Origin of the sequence: Zobellia galactanivorans, from assembly GCF_000973105.1 — a bacterium.
Lineage (GTDB): Bacteria > Bacteroidota > Bacteroidia > Flavobacteriales > Flavobacteriaceae > Zobellia > Zobellia galactanivorans.
Genome location: NC_015844.1, coordinates 1,492,449 through 1,514,880, shown reverse-complemented (window position 1 = coordinate 1,514,880; position 22,432 = coordinate 1,492,449). Strand labels below are relative to the sequence as shown.

At 44.9% G+C, this 22,432-nt stretch carries 10 protein-coding genes; 1 reads left to right on the top strand and 9 read right to left on the bottom strand.

The window, feature by feature from the left end; all coding sequences use genetic code 11:
• Genes ZOBGAL_RS05985 through ZOBGAL_RS05960 form a run of 6 tightly spaced genes read right to left on the bottom strand, consistent with a single transcriptional unit; the run spans position 1 to position 13,162 of the window.
• A complete protein-coding gene (locus tag ZOBGAL_RS05985) occupies positions 1-867 on the bottom strand; it encodes a hypothetical protein (protein ID WP_013992629.1) in 867 nt (288 codons plus the stop codon).
• 38 nt (positions 868-905) lie between these two features.
• Positions 906-1,805 (bottom strand): GyrI-like domain-containing protein, encoded by a 900-nt coding sequence (locus tag ZOBGAL_RS05980; protein WP_013992628.1) that lies wholly within the window; start codon positions 1,803-1,805, stop codon positions 906-908.
• Positions 1,806-1,811: 6 nt separating this feature from the next.
• Positions 1,812-3,164: a phosphatase PAP2 family protein gene (locus tag ZOBGAL_RS05975; RefSeq protein ID WP_013992627.1), complete on the bottom strand. Its 1,353-nt coding sequence runs from the start codon at positions 3,162-3,164 to the stop codon at positions 1,812-1,814.
• Positions 3,165-3,171: 7 nt separating this feature from the next.
• Entirely contained in the window at positions 3,172-6,477 is a 3,306-nt protein-coding gene (locus tag ZOBGAL_RS05970; RefSeq protein WP_013992626.1) for a VCBS repeat-containing protein, read from the bottom strand.
• Positions 6,478-9,837, bottom strand: a complete 3,360-nt coding sequence (locus ZOBGAL_RS05965) for a VCBS repeat-containing protein (RefSeq protein WP_013992625.1) — start codon at positions 9,835-9,837, stop codon at positions 6,478-6,480.
• Position 9,838: 1 nt separating this feature from the next.
• Entirely contained in the window at positions 9,839-13,162 is a 3,324-nt protein-coding gene (locus ZOBGAL_RS05960) for a VCBS repeat-containing protein (protein WP_013992624.1), read from the bottom strand.
• Between the two features lie 172 nt (positions 13,163-13,334).
• Here ZOBGAL_RS05960 and ZOBGAL_RS05955 point away from each other — a divergent pair, with 172 nt between their 5' ends.
• Positions 13,335-14,987, top strand: a complete 1,653-nt coding sequence (locus tag ZOBGAL_RS05955) for a solute:sodium symporter family transporter (protein WP_013992623.1) — start codon at positions 13,335-13,337, stop codon at positions 14,985-14,987.
• Between the two features lie 115 nt (positions 14,988-15,102).
• On the opposite strand, the gene dinB is transcribed toward ZOBGAL_RS05955, so the two are convergent.
• The 3 genes from dinB to ZOBGAL_RS05940 form a co-directional block, all read right to left on the bottom strand.
• Positions 15,103-16,320 (bottom strand): DNA polymerase IV, encoded by a 1,218-nt coding sequence (gene dinB / locus ZOBGAL_RS05950; RefSeq protein ID WP_013992622.1) that lies wholly within the window; start codon positions 16,318-16,320, stop codon positions 15,103-15,105.
• Entirely contained in the window at positions 16,313-19,291 is a 2,979-nt protein-coding gene (locus tag ZOBGAL_RS05945) for a DNA polymerase III subunit alpha (RefSeq protein ID WP_013992621.1), read from the bottom strand. Before ZOBGAL_RS05945 ends, dinB begins: the two co-directional genes overlap by 8 nt.
• Before the next feature lie 276 nt (positions 19,292-19,567).
• A complete protein-coding gene (locus ZOBGAL_RS05940) occupies positions 19,568-22,414 on the bottom strand; it encodes a glycoside hydrolase family 2 protein (RefSeq protein WP_013992620.1) in 2,847 nt (948 codons plus the stop codon).
• Positions 22,415-22,432: the final 18 nt, after the last annotated feature.

Here is a 22,432-nt window from a genome sequence, read left to right as displayed (position 1 = left end):
TTATTTGAGAACGTATTTATATAAATTTCTGCCCTGTTTGTTGCTTTGCTCATCGGAAAGCAATAGGGTAACGTTGTCTATAAAACTGACCGATTCCAACTGGGTGCGAACCATTAGGTCGGTTTCTTTTAAACGGCTTTCCGGAAGGTTTTCCAAATCGAAATCAGTGATGGTCCAAATTTTCCCGGAACCCAATAGCACTATGGTCTTTCCGTCAGGTGAAATATCCGCGGAGGTGACCTTACAGCTGTCCCAATCGTCGCAGGTCGTTAACTTGCCCAAATACTCGGCATCGTAATCTCCTTTCCTGTCGGGTACCCGGTAAATGAGTGATTCGCCAGTGAAGGGGTCTGCCCTGTTCTTTGTGAAAATATAGAGGTAATTATTGTAATGGAAAAAGGCCTCGGCGTCGTAAAGGCGTTCGCTTTTTTTGGCAGGAAAGTGTTTTTGTTCAGGATACCTGAAGTTTATTTTTTCTGCGGTGATATGGTCGCCCGACTCCGTTTCCGGATTGGGCAACTTGTAGATGACCAGATTTTTTCGGTCACTATCGTTGTTTCCAAAATCGCCGATATACAGATGGCCCTTTTTGTCTTCGGTCAAATCTTCCCAATCGTGGTTTTTGGCATTTTTGACCTTCAGTTCCCTTAAGATATTTCCTTGGTAATCTACCTTGGTAATGTCGTCGTCGTTGCCGCTATCTTCTATAAACCAGGCCGAATCGTTGTTATAGAGGGCTATTCCGGAGTTTTCCTTTAGGCTTTTTGGCAGTTTGGTCACATAGGTCAGTTGACCGTGGTTGGAGCAGCTATAGAAAAGGAAAACAAATATGAAATGAATCGATAGGTTCTGCCGGCGTATTTTCATCAGGTAAATTTTATTACCTGCAAAGGTAGGCACTATTCCTATTTTTGCTCTTTTATAGGCATGAAAATTTCCGTTTTCCAGTCCAACTCGTTTCCGCCCATATTGGGATTGGAGTGGAAGACTTCCAAAGGCGTTTTTACAAGGGGTATGTCGTTCCGTTCGGCATAATCTAGCAAAGCGTACCAAGCACGATCGGAAGTCAGGTAATTACCGTTATAAATGGCCTTTAGGGCCTTTCTTTCCTTGATTTGTTTATAGATGATACCCTTTTCTTGGGGTAGACTGTCGGTTTTGATGATGGGAAAACAAAAGTTGTAGACGATACTGTCGTTTTCGGTATTCCAGTTTTCGACCTCTACCATGGGGCGGCCATTTGGTTCCATACCGTTCTTGGCCACAAAGTTGCTCAATTTTGAGTAGTACTGCATCATGCCGGTCACCTTCTTTAGCTGGGTGTTCTCCAAGGGCACACAGAGGCAGTATTTTTCAGGGATGACCGCTTCGCCCACAACTTTGGTCTTAAACTCGGAAAGATGTTCCTGTAAAAGCGTGTATACTTCCTTAACGGTGCTTTTGCTCCGCTTTTCAAAATCGGTGTCGGAGAAGGGAAGCCCTATTCTGTTCTTTAAGCTGTGCGCATGGTCGGAAATCTTGACTTTTACAAGGGAAGTCGAGTCGTTTTCCCGGCTTATTTCCCAACGAAAGGTCAGCGTGGTATCCGCCTGGGTAAGTGTACTGGTGAAGTCCCCCAGGCTTTTTTGCTGCACAAAGGAAGCATTCCCCTTTTGGCCGGCCCAGAATTTTACGATCTGGTTTACCGTGCCGGGCAAGGCCTTTGTGTGAAAGCGGACCAGATAATCTTGGGGCATGATAAAAAGATACCAGAGGAGTCCCGCTACCAAAAGGGCGGTTGCGGTCAGAGCTATTTTTTTCGCCATAATACCCTAGTTTTGGGCTACTTTCTTATCGGATAGCATATGTAGTTTGTTTACGACAAAGGTACCTAGGTCCCTGCCTTGTTTTACCCCTACTTCAATAGCTGCACGGTAGTGTATGCCTCCGTACATGCGACTGATCGCTGCTTCGTCGGCAGCTTGCTTAAAGGATTTAAAGCTTCGGATAGGTAGGCCGTAAGGTACTTCCGTATCGTCGTCAAAGGAGAAATTGTCACCAAAGACCTCGGTCAGTACAACCGATGCCGCCCCTGAGACTACACTATGTCCGCTGGTGTACTCTGGAAACGGAGGGGTTTGTAGCACTGGTTTCCAGCTGTCGTCTATATGTTGGTTGATTACGGTTTCCGGACGGATGAGGTTGCTTCTGTACTTTTCGTCCCAACAACTGATAAAGGCATCCGCCATGGCTACCGAGGCCTTGGTATAGGCGAAAAGGGTTTTGGCAAAATCACTGTTGGTTTTACGTGCGGCAATTTTGGCAATTCCCATCCAATGCGCACCTGGGGTTATTTTCTTGGTGGCGAACATCAAGTGGCCACGGGTAACCGATACATAAGGGTTACAATCCCAAAAGCGGGCAATCTGAATTTCTTCGGAACTATCGCCTTCCTCGGTGATTTTGTTCCTTACGTCATAGACTTCTTTTAATTCTTTATAAAACGCGGAGTCTTCTTCAAGGGAATATGCCGGAGGTGGAACGGGCTTGAACTGTGCTGCCGAATCCAATACAAATGGCCTGATTTTATTCCAGTGGGGTTCAATACCGTCCATGTAGGCAGGTGGGGTGGGTTGCCAGCGGCCGGGGTCGTCCGCATCTACCGTAAATTTCGGCATGGTGCGGGTTTGGGCGTAATTGTCCTTGTTCATCCATTCGCCTATATGGTCGGCCACTTGTAGGCCGTAGGCTTTGGAATCGGAGAATAGAACAGGATTTTTCCCTTCCCAAACCATGTATAGGCTATCGCGCAGGGATTCCATTCGGTCTTCTGAGAAAATCAACCTTTTGCTAAGCTCCATATGGGCGACGACGGCTGCAAGCTCGTAGTTGATGGTCTTAGTGGTATCGGGTTCCGGTATGGCGGTCAGCCCGTTCAATTGGCCGGCCAAGGAGTTGTAGTTGTCATTGGTGGCGGCTACAATTTCGTAGGCGGCAACGTTGGGATAGGCAAAGATCCTACTCGCAACGGGAGGGGAAAAGATATCGTGGATCATAATTTCCGTCACCCTGTCTATTGAAGCGTCAAGCTCTTCGGGGGTAATGTTAATAGGTTCTTCTTTTTGTGGAGCTTTGCACGAAACCGCAAAAGCAAACGATATTAGTGCGATAAGAATCTTCTTCATTGATCTTTTATTTTCTTTTTAGCCGATAAATCTGCGCGTTGGAATTATTTAGGGTAATCAAGAGATAATTTTCTCCGTTTATAGGTAAAAGGTTTAAATGTCTAACAGATTTTTGGCTAAGGTCTAAACCGATCCGGGCGCTTAAAATTACATTATTTTCCCCTTTTATCAAGGCGCCGCCAAAAGAATCAAACCTTCCATGATAGGGTTTAACGCCAAAATAGTTTCCGGCCGCCAGCACTTCTTCTTTTCCGTCCCCGTCAAAATCATGGCGAAGCATGGCCATAAGGGGAGAAACTTGTAGTTCGTTCGGAAAAGGGACAAAACTAAATCGTCCGTTTTCGTTTTTTAGGAAGCCGGAACGTAGCTCATGTACTTCCAGTATTTTTGCATTTTTTAGGGCTTCCTTATCAAGGATCGATTCAATGGGGGAACCTGCGAAGGACTTATAGGTGTTGAATTTCTTTTTAAGGGAAACCAACTGGGATGAAAGTCCGTCTAAGCCTTCCAAAGGATAATATTTTCCATCTTTTTCTATGGTCGTGATGGTTTCGGTCTGTCTGTTCTTGTCGAAATCGCCATAGTACATTTTCATCGGGTGTTCTGCCGAGGCCTTGAACTTGGTGTTGCTTCCCCAGTTGCCGAGCAGGTAATCGGTATCTCCATCGTTATCAATATCAAAAGGGACGATACTTTGCCAGAGACCGCTCAGGTTTTTTTGAACCACATCGATCTTGGTAAGTTGTCCTTTGGTATTCTTGAAAAAAGTAGGGGACATCCATTCGCCTACCACAATCAGGTCTTTGGTACCGTCGGCATCAAAATCGTGCCAAATGGCATTGGTGACCATCCCTATGTTCTTAAGGTCGTCTGGGGTTTGGTCTATAAGGCTTCCATTGTCGTTTAAGAGTAGGGCGGACTCTGGAACCTTTCCGAAGTCGTTCGAGATCGCTTGGCTTCCTAGGAACAGGTCAAGGTCTCCATCGCCATCCATATCGTAAGGGGCGAGTACAGAGGTGTTTTGAAAGCTTTCCGGTAGGTTGGCGGCATTGAAACCGGCGTCGTTTTGAACGTAATACGAGTTGAGCAAAGGCTTCATTTTATTGTAAAAGTCCCCTCCGCCGGTGCCTAGGATCAAATCGTTTTTTCCATCCGAATTAAAATCCCCGATTACGGCCGCTACATCTTCCTTGATAGAATCATTGGCAATAGTACTGATGTGCCAAGGGGAAAATGTGGTATCGTTTTGTACAAAGACTTGTGAAGGAATATATTTTGAGCCTCCGAAGAAAATATCCTTCTTTCCGTCACCGTTCAGGTCACCAATGGCAGTAGCGGGGCCACGGTCGGATATTTGGTAGGGAATAAGTTTTTGGCGATTAAAATCAGTGTAGTTGTCTTCAATATGCAGAAAATCGATTCCCAGGTTATTCTCGACCTTTTCAAAAAGAGGCGCTTGCTGTGGCCGTAAATTGGAATAGTTAAACTTTTTGGTGTTTTCGGGTCGTATTTCCAAGCTTTGGTTGGTAGCAATGTCGGTCAGGGTCTGATAGCTTCCATCGGGCCATACTATTCGTAGGGAATCTATTTTTTCAGTCTTTCCATATCCGAAATGGAGTATGGGTTCCGAGGACGCCTGAAATCCTCTCACCGTGTAGAGTTCTTTGTATTGTAATTGGCCTTGGGTATATGAAAAAACCTTGGTTCCCAAACCGAAGTGATTGTGCTGTCCGTACTTTAAACTTATTTTGAGAAAGTTGGCATTTTGGTCGGTTTTGTTAATGTAGAGTGCCGGGGTGCCGTTCAGGTTGTTGGTTATCAGGTCGAGGTCACCGTCGTTGTCAAGGTCGCCCATGGCCGTGGCGCCTGAGACCAAGGTATCTTTTGATATCCATTGGCCCGATTTGTCTTTAAAGGTCAAGTTGTCGGAGCCTTTGAATACGTAATTGTGAATTTTTCCGGCCGGCATTTTGTCCAAGGCTTGCTGATCCATAAGCTTGGTGTTGTTCATCTTGTTCCGGATTTGTTCACTGCTGACAAAATTGATGAAGTCTAGGTCGTTGGGGCGCTTGGGTATCCCGTTGGAGATAAACAGGTCTTGTTCCCCATCTTGGTCATAGTCGCCGAAAAGCGCGCTCCAGCTCCAGTCCGTGGCGGCTACCCCGCTCATTAGGGCCGTTTCTAGAAAGCTGCTGTTTTGTTGGTTGATGTTTAGCATGTTTCGGGTGAACTGATACCCGTATCCATAGCGTTCGGTGCGTAATTTTTGAGTCTGTACGTTATCGTCGCCCTCGGAAGATTTGAGCGTATGTTCGTCTTGCGGAAGCATATCTAGGGAAATAAGGTCGGGCCAACCATCATGGTTGATGTCGGCCACATCGTTACCCATCGAAAAGCGCGAGGTGTGTGCGAAAAATTGCTTTGAGCTTTCGGTAAACGTGCCATCCCCATTGTTGAGATAGTAGTAATCGTCTTCATGAAAATCGTTGCCCACATAAATGTCGGGATAGCCGTCTTGGTTGAAATCTGAAATGGCCAATCCGAGTCCGTAACCGTTTACGCCCCCGTATATACCGGCAGATTCACTGACATCTACAAATTTGTTTCCATCGTTGCGAAGAAGTTTGTCCCCCGTTTGGTAGTTCCGCTTTAGGCGTAGATCTGCCTTGCCAAAAGATTCTTGGGTATGTACCGCATGGTTCAGGAGATAAATGTCTAGATCGCCGTCGAGGTCAAAATCGAGAAAGGCCGCATTGGAGCTGTACGAGTCGAAATCAAGTCCGTATTTGGCGGCGCTTTCGGTAAAGGTGCCGTCACCGTTGTTCAGGAACAGTTCGTTATGTCCGTTGAAACCGTTGATGCCTACAACGGCACACACGTAAATATCCAAAAGCCCGTCTCCGTTTACATCGCCCATTACCGAGCCGGTGTTCCAGGTGCTGTTGCCTTCAATGCCCGCACTTTTACTGATATCCTCAAATTGGAGGTTGCCCTTGTTTCGGTAGAGTTTGTTCTTTACTTGGTTGCCCGAAAAGAAAATATCGGCTAGGCCGTCGTTATCAATATCACCTACGGCCACACCGCCCCCGTTGTAGAAGTAGAGGTAGTCCAAAATATTGAGGTCGTCGGTCTCGGTAAGGGTATTCTCAAAGGTAATGCCCGTTTCCGATGCGGGAAGAAACTGAAATAGCGAACCCTGCTTGTCACCGCAAGCCGTAAGGGTCGATAGGGCAAGGCAAAGCGTAATATACGTGTTCTTTAAATGCACGGGACTATAGGTTTTTCTTGTGGATTCTTGCTTTGGTAATGACATCTAATCTAGCGCATAAATTTTTGGTGTGCCGTTGTTTATGGCGGCAATGAGGTAGCTTTTGCCGTTCTTGTCCTTAAACTGCTTCAGGTGTTTTACTTCCTCTTTAATGAAAAAGCCACTGGTATTGTAGTCTTGCCATTTGAAGTTTAGGTTTCCGTCACCTAAGAGCACATTGCCGTAGCTAGCGTCTAAACGGGAGTATTGTGGCTTGAACTCAAAATTGTTCCCGGCCATAATAAGGTCTAGGTTGCCGTCTTTATCGATGTCGGCACAACTGATGCCGCATACGCAGGAGAGCTGCACCCGTGAGGGCAATTTCTTGATGGTGAACTTGCCACCGCCCTCGTTTATGGCGATTACCGATGCCATGGTATTGGCCTGCTTAACGATACTCCTGTCGAAAATTTCCTTGGGGAAGAGTTCGTCGATGGTCTTTTTTGCGTATTCGGAAGCTTTGAGGCTTTGTTTTTTGAGCGATACAATTTGCTCGGTCAATTCTTTTTTCTGGTGGATGGGATAATCTTTTCCGTCAAATCCACGGGTAGTGATCTGCTCCAAGGTGCCGTTGTTGTCATAATCGTTGATCCATAGCTTCATAGGATGCTCTTCGGAAGCCTCGTAAGGTACGTTGGTGCCTTGGTTGCCCAATACCAAGTCCATGTCGCCATCGTTATCTAGGTCGACGGCTTCTATGGCGTTCCACCAGCCGAATAGGCTATCGAGGTCGGTCGGTAGCCTGCTCAGGCGTCTGCCCGAATTCTTGTAGATATTCGGTCGGCCCCATTCCGATACGGTCAGTAGGTCTTTTTTGTTATCACCGTCAATATCGGCCCAAACGGCACCGGTTATCATACCGGCATCTTTAAGGTCGTAGGCTAATTTTTCGGTGGCATTGACGAATTTTCCATCACCTTTGTTCTCTAAAAACAGATGGTCAGGGTCTATGCCGTAAGTACCCACAACGCTTCTGGAACCGACAAACAAATCAATGTCTCCGTCTTGGTCGAAGTCATAGGGGGAAATAACCGAAATGTTTTTGAATACGGATGGTAGGTCTTCGGTGGTTTTACTGAAGTTCCCCCTGCCATCATTAAGATATAATCGGGGTTTATAAGAGTTTTCTTTGTTGATCCGGTTGCCTCCCGTGCCTACGACCAGGTCTTGGTCTCCATCACCGTCGGCATCAAAGAATGCGGCTGCCGTATCTTCTAGGTCGATATCGAAATCCAATGTTTTTTTCGAAAGCCTTCCATTGCCCGAATGGACGTAGACTATTCCGGGATGGCCGCTGGCTCCTCCTAAAAAGATATCCTCGTTGCCGTCACCGTTTATATCACCCACGGCCAAGGCTGGTCCTTCTTGTGAAACAAGTTTGGAAATTAGGCTTTCGTAATCGAAGTCGGTATAGGTGTCCTCTTTATGGGCCACTAATTTTCCAGCCTCTATTTCCTTGAGTAAGGTTTTGGTATTGGACGGTTTTTTCGGGATGTATTTTTCTGTGGCATCCGACCGTTTTAGGGTCAAAAGTTGATCGGCGGAAACCTTTTCTAGCTTTTGGGTATAGTCATCGGGCCAAATCACCCTAAGGGAATCGATAGTGGTGGTCTGGCCCAGGCCTATGTCCATAATGTAATCGACCGACGATTGAAAGCCCCGAGAAGGAATCAGTTCTTGAAACACGACTTGGTCGTTATAGTACATTTTGATGCTGGCACCCACGGCAAACGGATTCTTTCCTTCTCCTATGAACTTTAATTTGATGTAATGGTTGTCGGTAAGTTCATTGGTCTTGTTTTTGTACACGAAGGATTGCATGTTTACATTGTTTACCACGAGGTCTAGATCGCCGTCATTGTCAAGGTCGCCATAAGCCGCCCCGTTTGAGAGGCTGGGTATTTCAAACCCCCAGTCCACCGCGGCATTGTCGAAAGTGATATCGCCATTGTTGCGGTAGGCGTAGTTGGGTTGTGGTACCACTGGCATTTTGTTGATAATGGAATCAATGGATTCCTTTTTACCCGTAAGGGCCATTTTTTGAATGATTTCATTGGCAAAGAAGTCGACGAAATCAAGGTCGGTAAGGTCGTGGTTTATACCGTTGGTAATATAAATATCACGTAGTCCGTCATTGTCCATGTCGAATAACAGACCGGCCCAGCTCCAGTCGGTTTTTGCCACACCGCTATGGTATGCGATTTCAGAGAAGGAACCATTACCGTTGTTGAGTTGTAGCGTGTTTTGAATGTACTGTTGGTAAAAATCTTTGCTTTGTTTGAGCTTAAAAACATTGTAACCTTCAAATTCCATTACCGATTTTACACGTTGGTCGCCCTCGGGAAGCATATCGGTAATGAAAATATCGGCATTACCGTCATTGTTGATATCGGCCATATCTATACCCATGGCCGAAAGTGATAGGTGGGAGGTCCATTCCTCTATTTCCTCTTTGAAAGTACCGTCTTTTTGATTGATGTAGAGGTAATCGCGCTCATAAAAATCGTTGGAAACATAAATATCGGGCCAGAGGTCGCCGTTAATGTCACTGACCATAACCCCAAGGCCAAAGCCTATCAAACTTCCATAGATACCTGCCTCTTCACTGACATCGGTGAATTTGCCGTTGTCGTTTCGCAAAAGTATATCGCCTACGCCCCTAAAAATATGGGGAACGCCCTCCCAATCTTGGGCCCTAACGCTCCGTTGTTCGGCGTATCCCAAGCTACTGACCGGGATGTTGCTGTTGTTCAAGATGTAGGCATCGAGATCGCCATCTTTGTCGTAATCGAAAAAGGAGGCATGGGTAGAGAAACCGGTCTCGGCAAGGTTGAATTCTTTTGCCCTTTCGGTAAAGGTAAGGTCGCCATTGTTGATGTAAAGGTCGTTGTCATGGTTGTTGCCTTCCATGTTTCCGGCGTTACTAACATAGATGTCCAAGAGTCCGTCGGCATTGATATCGGCCATGACGACCCCGGTAGACCATGGTTTATTGCCCGTAACGCCTGCTTTTTCGGAGATGTCCTCAAACTTAAAATCCCCTTTGTTCAGGTAGAGTTTGTTGGGTCCCATATTGGCGGAAAGATAAATGTCCGCTAGACCATCATTGTTGATGTCCCCTATGGCTACGCCCCCACCGTTATAAAAATTACGGTACTTGAATATGTTGAAATTCTTTTGGTTCTGTACCGAGTTGATAAAATCTATACCGGTTTCTTCCGGAGGAAGCATGCTAAATAGCGTTTCTTTTTTAGGTTCTTTGGAAACTTCTTCCTTAGTTTCGGAATGGCACGAAATCATAAGAATCATCACGGGAAGGAATGCCCGAACCGGGGCAAAAAAAACCTTTTTGACTGTTGATTGCATATTAGTTGTTGCTTTTTCTTGATAAGAAAACCGGAACATCGTTGTTTATACCAACGATATAGACCGGGTGGTTGTTAATTCTAATTTTGGCAATGCTTCTTGCTGACCCTTCAATATTGAAATCTTGGCCGTCTGACCACTCGAAATCGCCCTTGCCATTGTTGCGTAAAATGATACCGTGGGAAGCATCCATTCGGCCTAGTTGGGTACTTATTTCGGTAGAGTTGCCTACAATTAATAGGTCTTTAAAGCCGTCATTGTCAAAGTCATCTACTGCAATATCATGAATTGTGGAGGCTTGTGCAATAGTTGGGAGCGCTTTTATATTAAAATTGCCAACTCCATCGTTTTCGTAAAACGAACTTTGTAATTCGTATACCTTTTTTTGGTCAGATTTTATCAATTTCTCTTTTGAGAAGAGGTCGAAAACCGAAGCTTGGGCAAAGTCTTTATAAGATAAAAACCGTTTGTTCAAATAGGGCAATTGTTTGACGAGTTCGTCTTTTGAGGCAAAGGGGGTTTCTTTGTGGTGATGAAAATAGGTGACTATAGGGTCTATGTTTCCGTTTTCGTCAAAATCGGCATTGTAAAGGGTGATCGCTTCGGTGGCAGATGCCCTGAACTTGCTGTTGAGTCCCCAATTTCCTGCAACAAAATCGATATCGCCGTCATTGTCAAAGTCATCGGCCACAACTACGTTCCACCAGCCATTGGTGTTTTTGAGTGCAGGGTCTTTCCGGGGCTGTAAACTTTTTCCATCATTGTAAAAGATGCTGACCGGCATCCAATGCCCTACGGCTATAAGGTCTTGAAACCCATTTCCGTCCAAATCCGTCCAAATAAAATCTTTTACGTTGCCTACGCCTTTAAACGGCTTTCCGAAGGTGTCGGATACGTCGGTAAAGTTTCCTGAACCATCGTTTTCAAATATATATTGCGAAGGCGTGGTACCGAACTGGTGCGGGACCTGGTCGGAGGCTATGATGAGGTCGAGGTCGCCGTCATTGTCAAAATCTACGGAGCCTACCTTTGAAGCATTGGGAGAAATATTGGAGAACTGCTGGTCTTCTTTTTTGAATTGCCCCTCGTGGTTTCGATAAAACCTTGGCTGTAGGGGCTTTCCCGATTGAAATTCGTTACCGCCACTGACAATGATGAGATCTTGGTCGCCATCGCCGTCGGCGTCAAAAATGAGCTGTGATAGGTCTTCGTTAATGGCGTCTTCCTCAAAGAGCCCCGTTTGCTCTTCTTTGAATACACCGTTCGGTCGTTGCACGAACAAAGCCGTAGCTTGGCCCTTTCCACCACCGATTAAAATATCGTCGAGACCATCTGCATTGATGTCGGCCACTGAAATTTCGGGACCTTCATTGGTATTGGCAAAAGGAACCAAGGGACTTCGGTTGAATTCAAGGGTAGGGCTGTCTTTATGGTAGAAACCAAGGAAGTCGTTTTTGTTGTGTAGTAAGGTGGCCGCAGATGTTTTAGGCGTTTCGTAATAATTTCCACGGGCCTCTGAAATGCTCAGTTCTATTTTTTGGTCGGCCTGCAGGTTTTTTAGGGTTTGAAATTTTCCGCCCGGCCATATCACTTTTACCGAATCGAGAACTGAATCTTTACCTATGCCCAAATGCAGTCGGGGCGGTACCGATGATAAGTATCCCCTGCTGACGAAATTTTCAGCGCTTATGGCCTTATTCTTGCTATAGGCGATGACTTTTGTCCCAATACCGAACAAGTTGCTCGGGGCTCCTTTAAAACCGATATTTAAAAAATGGTTTTCCGCAGTCGTTTCGCTGGTGTTTTCCAGAACAAAGGCCTCTTGGTCGACATTGTTCACTACAATATCTAAGTCGCCGTCATTATCAAGGTCGGCATAAACACTGCCGTTGCTGTAACTTTTTTCTAGGTCGGACCATGTTTTGGATACGTTTTCAAAAGTCAGGTCACCTTTGTTCCTGAAAAAGTAATTCGGTTCTTTTTTATGGGGCATTTCATCAATAAAGGCCATGTCTTCTTCGGTCATGCCTTCTTCAATACGTTTTTGAATATTGTCGTTGGCAATAAAGTTGATGAAGTCCATATCGTTGGTGGCCCCTTTGATTCCGTTTGAAACAAAAAGGTCTTTTAGCCCGTCGTTATCATAGTCCGCCAGCAGGGCTCCCCATGACCATTCGGTAGCGGAAATACCGGCTAAATGGGCTATTTCGCTAAAGTTGCCGTGGCCGAGGTTGAGGTGCAGGGTATTCTGCATGTATTGGGGGGCATAACCGTTCCGTAAGTAGTTTTGATAGGTGGGATAGGGATATTCCAGTCCTGATGTTTTGTAGGTTTCCAGGTTTTCGGGAAGCATATCTAGGGAAACAATATCCGTGAGACCGTCGTTATTGATATCGGCCAGGTCATTGCCCATTGAAAAGTGGGTGGTATGCCCTAACTTCTTGTCGTTTTCAGAGATGATTTCTTTAAAAATGCCGTCTTTTTGATTGATGTAGAGGTAGTCGTTCTCAAAAAAATCATTACCTACGTATACATCGGGATAGCCATCATTGTTGACGTCGCTTATGCCAAGGCCAAGGCCGTATCCGATTTCACCTTGAAAAATATGGGCTTCGGAAGAAACATCTACAAATTTTCCGTTTTCATTTTTGTAAAGTCGATCGCCGGATAAGGGGGCGGTCTTTTTTCTTTTGCTTCCCTTGCCATAGGTGCGGTTGGGGTGTACCGAGTGGTTGAGGAGAAACAGGTCTAGGTCACCATCAAGATCGTAATCGAAAAATGCGGCTTGGGTCGAAAATCCCGAGAAATCAAGTCCGTATTTCTTTGCTTCCTCCTTAAAAACAGGGTTTCCGTCTTTGTCATTACCTTGGTTTACATAGAGCAGGTTCGAGCCTTCCATATGTTTGTACTTGCCGACTTTACAGATGTAGAGGTCTAGCAGTCCGTCATTGTTGATGTCGACATGGGTGACTCCGGTGGTCCATCCCTCGGTATTGTTGATGCCCGCTTTTTGGCTTATTTCCTTGAATTTGAGGCCGCCCTGGTTCAGGTAAAAATGGTCTGCCGCCTCATTGGCCGTAAAGTAGAGGTCTACGCTTCCGTCATTATTAAAATCCGCTGCCGCTATTCCAGCCCCGTTGTAATAGTAGAGATAGTTAAGTATGTTAAGCTCGGGGGTGTTCTTGAGGGCGTTTTTAAAGGTGATTCCCGTCTGGGAATTCTTACGTTTTTGAAATAGGAATGGGGGTTCCTGCTTTTTTTCTGAGCAGGAAAGTATAAAAAAGGACAGCGTCCCGACCCAAATTAAAACCAGTGCTTTTTTCATAGTAAAAATCATCTGCAAGATAATCAAAGCCCAGAGGTATAGAAAATTACAGGCCTGTGAAATTTTATCTTAATTTATGAGGCATATGTGATATCGCATATATTGTCTGTTAAACCTTGAGTTTTTCGCAAATAATCCAATATATTTAGCCGAAATATCAAACCAGTTTATAATGATAGGAATTTTGTCTTTTGTTGGCTTTACCGCTTTGGTGGCCATAATATCTTACTTTGCTACACGAACGACGGATGAGAAATCTTCTGATGGTTATTTTTTGGGAGGAAGGAGCCTTACGGCCGGTGTTATCGCCGGATCCTTATTGTTGACCAACCTTTCTACCGAACAAATTGTAGGTCTTAACGGGCAGGCATATACCGAGGGAATCGTTGTGATGGCCTGGGAAACCTTGGCGGCCATAGCCATGGTAATAACGGCGATTTTTTTGTTGCCCAGATATTTAAAAGGGGGGATTACTACGGTTCCCCAATTTCTAAAAGATCGCTATGATGTTACTACAAAGACCCTTACTTCGGTTTTGTTCCTTACAGGCTATGTGGTGGTATTATTGCCGACCATTCTTTATTCGGGTGCGCTTGCTATTAGCACCATGTTCGATTTGCCCACTATGCTGGGAGTTTCCGATAGTACGGCCCTAAACCTCAGTATTTGGGGAATAGGCATTATCGGTTCTATCTATGCGGTGTTTGGTGGACTTAAGGCGGTTGCCGTTTCAGATACGATAAATGCGGTAGGGTTGTTGATAGGTGGGCTTTTAATACCCGTTTTCGGGCTTATGGCCATTGGGGATGGAAGTGTATTCGGCGGTTTAGACGTACTATATCAGTCCAATCCCGATAAATTCGATTCTACCGGGGAGATTACCAATAGTGTGCCGTTTTCTACCCTTTTTACCGGTATGATGCTGATCAATCTGTTTTATTGGGGTACCAACCAGCAGATTATACAAAGGGCACTGGGGGCGAAGAACCTGGCCGAAGGGCAGAAAGGACTGTTATTGGCCTCCTTTATTAAAATTTTAGGGCCCTTGATCGTAGTGCTTCCGGGTATTATCGCCTTCCATTATTTTCAGGGCGGATTGGAAATGCCGGATCAAGCCTATCCTGCATTGGTAAATGCCGTATTGCCAAAATATTTGGTCGGTTTCTTTGTGGCCGTTCTTTTCGGGGCGATCCTGAGTTCTTTCAACAGTGTATTGAACAGCTCGGTAACCCTTTTCGGTCTTGATGTTTACAAACAACATATCAATCCTGACGCAACGGAGCAAACGGTGGTGCAATACGGTAAGATTTTTGGTATCGTACTGGCCATTGGGGCAATGCTCATCGCTCCTTTGATCTCTAATGCCGGCAGCCTTTTTGCTTACTTGCAAGAGTTGAACGGTATTTATACCATTCCGATATTTACCATAATCGTTGTGGGCTATTTGACCAAGCGTGTACCTGCCATTGCGGCAAAGATCGGTATCATTGCCGGTGTGGTCCTGTATTGTTTCAGCCAGTTCTACTTACAGCCGATGTTCGTTGATGGTGCTTTGGAAGAGGCCGCCGCTGCCGGAATAACCGACCCTGAGGCCTTGGCCTTGATAAAGGCGGAAGCTTACCCTCACTTTATACATATCATGGCCATTCTGTTTGTACTGAATGCGACTATTATGTTGGTTATCGGTAAAATATGGCCGAACGAAAAACCATTTGAACTCGAGTACACGGAACAGGTATCGATTGAGCCTTATAAATATGTAAAACAGATAGGTATCGTTATCTGTTTGATCGTTGTGGCACTGTACGTGTATTTTGCCAAGTAGGATATATTTTTAAAAAGAAAAGGCCTTGCATTAGTTTTAGACGGTGCAAGGCCTTTTTGTTTTAGGAAGATTTTGTTTGCGAAGGAGGGGTATGGCCGACAGGAATAGCTATAAATTACCTTCTTCTATTCGGTAAGAGGGGAGGGGGCTCCCCGGAAAAAGGATTCCATCGGCTGATGCTTTTGGCTTCCATTCCAGCGGCACTGATAACGGAGCGGTCTCCGTAGCGCTCGCGCATTTTGTCTATGGCAAGGCTAAGGCGTATCAGTTTTTCGTTGTCTTCAAATAGGTTGATCTGATGCCCGCCCTCTACCAAATGACTGAACCGAACACCGATTAAACGAACCAGCAGGCGCCTGTTGTAGAGTTTTTCGAACAAGTTCAGAACAACGGGCAATATGCTGCTGTCGAGGGAGCTGTAAGGTATTTTCTGTTGTTGTGTATAGGTTTGAAAATCGGAATAGCGTATTTTAAAGGTGATGCAGGCCGTTAGTTTATTGCCCCTTCTTAACTGATAGGCTAAATTTTCGGCCATGGCTATAGTGATGCTTTTTAGCTTTTTAATGTCTGTGGTGTCTTTGTCGAAGGTGCGTTCCGTAGATATCGATTTTCGTTCGTGATATTGGATTACGGGGCTGTTGTCTATGCCGTTGGCTTTCTTCCAAATACTCAATCCGTTTTTACCCAGTACCTTATGCATTAATTGCATGGGCATTTGTTGTACGGTGACAATTTTTTTGATTCCCAGATCGCATAGCGATTTATAGGTGACCTCGCCGACCATGGGTATTTTTCGTACGGATAGGGGGGCCAAGAAGGGTTTTTCCGTACCCTTGAAAACCCTGATTTGGTTATTGGGCTTGGCCTGTCCCGTGGCTATTTTGGATACGGTCTTATTGGTCGATAGCCCAAAGGAAATCGGCAATCCCGTCTCCCTGATGATCCGTTGCCTAAGTTCGATGGCCATTTGATGGCATCCGAAAAATTTGTCCATTCCCGTTAGGTCTATAAAAAATTCATCTATCGAACTTTTCTCATATAGGGGCACACTGTCTTTGATTACCTCGGTAACCAGGTTTGAATATTTGCTGTAGGTTGTGGCATTGCCTCTTAGCACAATGGCTTCGGGGCAGAGTTGTTTGGCCATACGCATGGGCATGGCCGAATGAATACCGAACTTTCGGGCTTCGTAACTGCATGAGGCTACTACCCCTCGGTCTGATGTGCCCCCTATCAATATGGGCTTGTGGTTTAGACGACTGTCTTGCAAGCGCTCGCATGACACGAAAAACGTATCGAGGTCCATGTGTACTATAGCTCTTTCTTCAGACATGGGACAAGGTTGTATTATGGTTATCCGAATATCTTGGGTCTTCAATAATGGCCTGGCGGTACATGGTCGTTACTTCAATATTGACGCACTCAAATTCTTCCGTTACTTTTCCGGTGATGGAGTAGATGCCCTTTCCCCTAAATGGAAATTTGGCCGCTACGGGAGGAAAGTGAACGGTATCGATAAAGTCGCCGCTTCGGTCTAAAAATGTACCGAAGTACATGGGTTTTCCGTTTGAGGTAGCGGTATTTTTTGTGGCTACCAAATAGCCTTCAATAGTAACGATCTTGCCTTTATAAGAAAGTAGCTCGCTAACCCTCAAAGCATTCTTTTTTGGGGAGGCGAGTAAATCGAACGGATTGCACAATGGAAAGCCTAAAAGTTCATATTCGTCAAAGGCGTTTTCTAGTTCGCTACTTTTTAGTTCAGGGGTTTTATACGATATTTTTTCTGAACGGAACAAGGTGTTGACATGCTCTTCTTTGGGAATCTTGCTTGTTTGTAGGTAGGCAGACCAAAGAAGTTCCCTTTTATTGCTTCCGGTAAAACGAAATGCATTGATTTTAATGAGTATGGCCATCTGTTCTGTTGAAATGGAGACCCTATCGATAAAATCGTCAAGGTTTTTGTAGGTCCCATGTTGTGCCCTGTCGGCAAGTATTTTTTCTACCGTACGGGTTTCCAAATCTTTTAGAAGGCTAAAGCCGAGATAGATTTTTTTCCCTTGTACCCGGGTTAGGTATTCACTATGGTTGATACAGGGCGCTTCAATAAGGGCCCCGTGCATCTTGGCCTCGTGTATGTACAGTTCCCGATTGTAAAAGCCACCGCCATTGTTGAGCGTGGCCACCATGTATTCTATAGGGTAGTATGCCTTTAAGAAAAGGCTCTGATAGCTTTCAACGGCATATGAGGCAGAATGTCCCTTGGCAAAGGCATAGCCGGCAAAACTTTCGATTTGCCTCCAGATATCACGGGTTACCGCATCGGGCTTGCCATCAGCCTTGCAATTGTCGAAAAACCGTTGTTTTACTTTTAGGAACTCGTCTCGGGAGCGAAATTTTCCCGACATCCCCCGACGTAGCATATCGGCCTCGCCCAGTGTTAGCCCGCCAAAGTGGTGTGCCACTTTAATGACGTCTTCTTGGTAGACCATAACGCCAAAAGTTTCGGGCATAATGTGCAATAGAACAGGGTGGGCCTCTTTTCGGCGTTCGGGGTAACGGTAGCGTAAAATATACTCCCGCATCATTCCTGACTTTGCCACTCCCGGTCGAATGACCGAACTTGCGGCGACCAGGCCTAAGTAGTTGTCGACCTGTAATTTTTTTAAAAGCATACGCATGGCGGGCGATTCTACGTAAAAGCAGCCTATGGCCTTGGCATTTTTCAATAAGTGTTTAATACGTTGGTCTTCCTTGAACCGTTTGATGTCATGAATATCTATCGACTTTATGTTCCTGTGGTTTTTTGTTATGATTTCAACGGCGTCCTTAATCTTTCCTAGGCCGCGTTGACTTAGAATGTCGAATTTGTACAGACCGATATCTTCGGCGACCACCATGTCGATTTGTGTGGTGGCGAAGCCTTTGGGAGGCATAAAAGTGGCGCAATAATGGTGTATAGGCTTTTCCGAAATTAAAACACCTCCGGCATGAATGCCCAAGTAATTTGGGAAGCCTTGTATATACCGACTGTATTTTATGACCAGTTGTGAAAGTCTATCGAGCTGGTTGATGTCATATTTGCCTTTGCTAAGTATATCTATCTCTGACTTGGGCAGGCCAAAAACCTTTCCCAGTTCACGTACCGATGCCCTAAACTTAAAAGTATTGTAAACGGTAATGAGGGCGGTATTCTTAAACCGTTCGAACATAAACCGGGTGATGTCATCCCTGTCCGACCAAGAAAAATCAATGTCGAAGTCAGGGGGATTTTGGCGGTATAGGTTGATGAAGCGCTCAAAATACAGGTCAAGCTCTATGGGGTCTACATCGGTTATCCGCAGTAAATAGGCAATGATGCTATTGGCCCCGCTGCCGCGACCTACATAAAAGTAACCTTTGCTTCTTGCGTATTTTAAAATTTTCCAATTGATCAAAAAGTAAGAAACGAAGCCTTTCTCTTTTATAATGTTTAATTCTTTTGACACCCGACTGTATATGGTTTCGTCTACTTTTTTATAACGATAGGGTATGCCTTGATAAGCAAGCTTTTGAAGCAAACGAAAATCCAGTTCTTCGTTTTGGGTATACGAACGCTGGTTGTTGGGCGTGGTTTTTGAAAAATCAAATTTAATATGGCAACTATCGAGTAATCGTTTTGTGTTTTCTGTCAATTCAGGAAAATCGACGGCAATCCGCTCCCTTGCTTCAGCAGTTAAGAAACGGTCGGTTTCACTACCTTGTTCGTGCTCAGGTAATTTGCTCAACAAGGTGTTGTTGTCGATGGCCCGCAAAAGGCGATGGGTGTTGAAGCCTCTTTTGTCGCGAAACGATACTGTGTGCAATAGCACCAATTTATCCGTTTCAAAAGTGCTTTTCGAAAATTTTAAATGGCGTAATTTTTTTGGTGCGACCCCTAGGTATTCGTTTTTGTTCAGAATACGGTCTTTTCCTTTTTCAAAGGGATAGATCACAAAACAGTCCTCCATTTCAATAGGGCTTTCCGGTATGATCGCCCCTGGTCGGTGCAAAAAGGAAGATAGATAGGCATTGATGCGCCTAAAGCCATCATTGTTCTTGGCTAGGATTACAAATTGCTGGTCGACCCCGTTTCTGAAGTCTACACCTAAAACCGGTTTGATACCATAATTCGGGGCCAGACGTACAAAATCGAGGCAGGCTGAGGTATTGTTAATATCGGTCAATGCCAAAACCCCATTGTTGTTCTCGGCCGCCAAAGCCAAAAGTTCTTCTGGTTTTAATGTGCCATAGCGAAGGCTGTAATAAGTATGACAGTTCAAATACATGCGCAAGGGATTTTGAGAAAGGCGGTTGTATCTGTGCTTATGGTAACGGGCAGGTTTGCAGTTGTTTCTGCAGATCTGCTAAAGTGTAAAAGGACGGGCGGTGAGAGTATCTTTTGCATAACTATCCTTTAAAAAATTGGATAGCTAAATTATGGAATAATTCCTAATATATGGATTATATCCAATAAATGATAGTGTTAAAATTGAAAAGCCCTGCGTTACACAGGGCTCTCGGTTATAGATATGTTTTTTTGGTCTTAATGAAGGGGTATATATCTAAAATTCAAAGCTCAGATGTATAGTTATGGGTTCATCGTCGTTTCCAAAGTAGTTTTCCGAATTTCCTTGAGGTCCCATTTTGTCTCCTGTTTGAAATTTGGTTCCAATTGCGGGAATGTTTTTTACGAAGGAAATATCGCCTTCCGGAAAATCTACCGAAACCCTATGGTTGGGATCTTCTTTAGGATGCTGGGGGGTAAGCATGCGCAAAAAGGTATTTTCGGAATTACAATATACCGTAAAACCGTTGTTGTTTTTCCCTTTTACTTTTACCCAATACAGGCTCGAAAAGAATCCTTTAAATTCTGGGTATACAAAACCGGATTCACCGGTGACGGTATTGTTGTAATCGTTTTCCCAAACTTGAAATTTGGTGCCCTTCATTCTGTTCCGCCATACGCGATAGGGGCCATCACCCAGCCATTTCATACCGCTAACTTCAGATTCGGGAAAAGAAAAGGTAATGCCCTTAAACCCCTTTACTATTTTTTTGCCTTTAATTTCTACATGTAGGTCCAACAGGCCGTTGGAGTGTACGGTCCATTTGATGACATCGGAACTATACTCTTTATGGCTGGCCCAACTGGGCGACTTATCCGATGCTTCGAAAACGGTAAGAATCTCTACCTTGCCTTTAAGTTTGTTGATCTTTACGGATTCGATTTTGTCTTTATGGTCAAAAATTATCGGGCCATTATTGAAAGGAATTATTTTACCTGCCTTCTTCACCTCTTCTAACAAAGTTGTTTTTTCTGAAAAGCTATACTGAATCCCATTCGCTACAACCTTTATTCGTCCGGCTTCGGTATGGGTTGAAATTTCCCCTTCTTCCGATAGGTCGATGTAGGTTTCGTTTATTTTCTTAGGAATTTTTATGGGGTAGGACCATGTAAATATTTCGGAGCCATTAGGGGCCGTTGCCGTTAAGTACAAGGCATCTGCGGTTTGCCAGTTATTGGGGAGGTCGACTTTAAACTCGCCTTTTATAACAGGGGCCAGATTTGGTAATGCAACTGTGGTTTCGGATATGGTCTTAATCTTACCCGTTCCTTTGGGGCCGTCGAACCGTACCCATTTAGCCGCCATTTTGATTTCGTTTAAATGGGTAAAGTGATACCTGTTCTCTATTCTAAAAACACCGTTGAAGTCCGGTTTTATATAGCGGTCTTCTATGTATATCGGAGACCAGATTTCCTTAATACTAAAGTAACTGGCCTCTTTTTCGCCATAGGGTCCGACGATACCATCGGCTGCATGGTTGCCATCGGTATCTAGTATTCCTTTTTTATCTGTTCGAACCACGGCCTCATCTGCAAAGTCCCATAAAAACCCTCCGGCAGCTAGGGGCATATTCCACATCTGTTTCCAATAATCGTCTAAGCCCGCGCCGTGTCCACCGTCGTATAGGCCGTGCAAAAACTCGGTAGGGAAGTATATTTTGTCTTTTGCATAGGTGTCGTATGCAAAAACGTGATAGCTGGGGTAGTGCATTGTATTCGTCTTTCTGAAGATGTTCCATGGGTGGATGACTTCCCGTTGTTGGATGTCCCATTTGGCATAATCATCATCGAGGGCGGTGTTCCATCCGGTTTCATTGCCATTGGCCCAAAGGAGAATGGAGGGGTGGTTGACGTCTCGAACCACGGTTTCCTTAACAATTTTTCGGCCCACTTTGGTATCTAGATGGGGCGAATGCCAAGTGCACACTTCATCTATAACAAAAAGGCCTAGTGAATCGGCAACGTCTAAAAAGTGGGTGTCTGGTGGGTAGTGCGACATACGAACGGCATTCATGTTCATGTCTTTCATCATTTTTACATGTTCTATACTTAGTTCTTTAGATGTGGTTCTGCCGGAGGACGGATAGAACGAATGCCTGTTCACCCCTTTGAACTTAATGCGTTGCCCGTTTACGTATATCCCGTCGCCTTCAAGAACTTCAACGGTTCTAAAACCTATGCGTTCTAGGGTCTTGTGTAGAATCTCCCCTTTTTTGTTCAAAAGTTCAATATTCAAGAAGTACAGTTGTGGTGATTCTGGGTTCCATGATTTGATATCATGGGCTTTTGTTGAAACGTGCCATTTTCCTTGTTCCTTGCTGATATCGGTAAGGGGGAGTTCTTGCAGTTTGTTATGGTCGAGGTCTGATAGGGAAAGGCGTAGCGATTGCGCCTTTTTAGATGTTGTAAAGATATCGGCTTCTAGACTTCCGTCGGCTTTGGCGTTGATGGCGACACGTTCTATGTTTTCTTTTGGAAAAGCTTGTAGGTAGACCGGTCTAAAAATTCCACCGAAAATCCAGAAATCGGCTTCACGCTCGGCGTGATTGATGGAGGAGTTGGAAGAAGCCTTGTTGACCTTGACTTCCAACATGTTTTTTTCACCGTATTTCAAAAGGTGTGAAATAGAGTACTTGAATTCATAGAAGGCCCCTTGGTGCACCTCGCCGGCCAATTTTCCGTTGATCTTGACCTCGGCATCGGTCATAACGCCTTCAAATACGATTTTTATTTCCTTGTTCCTCCATTTTTTAGGAAGGTCGAACTGGTATTTGTAGCGTCCGTACTCGTTCTTGCGTACCTTGAAATCGTCCTTGCCGTAGTTGTAGTAACCAAAACCCTGTAATTCCCAACAAGACGGAACACCGATGGTCGTCCATTTGCCGCTGTTCATTCCATCGGAACAGAAGAACTCCCAGTCTACCATATCGTCCTTTCCCGTGCCGGAAAGGTACATTTTTTCGGTTTCGACCTCGTTGGGTTCCGTATTCGATTGCATGGCATTCGCGCCGAACATGCAGAGCAGGGTGAATAGTAATACGCTAGAGCTTATATTCATTTTCATGGCTAGGATGTATTAATG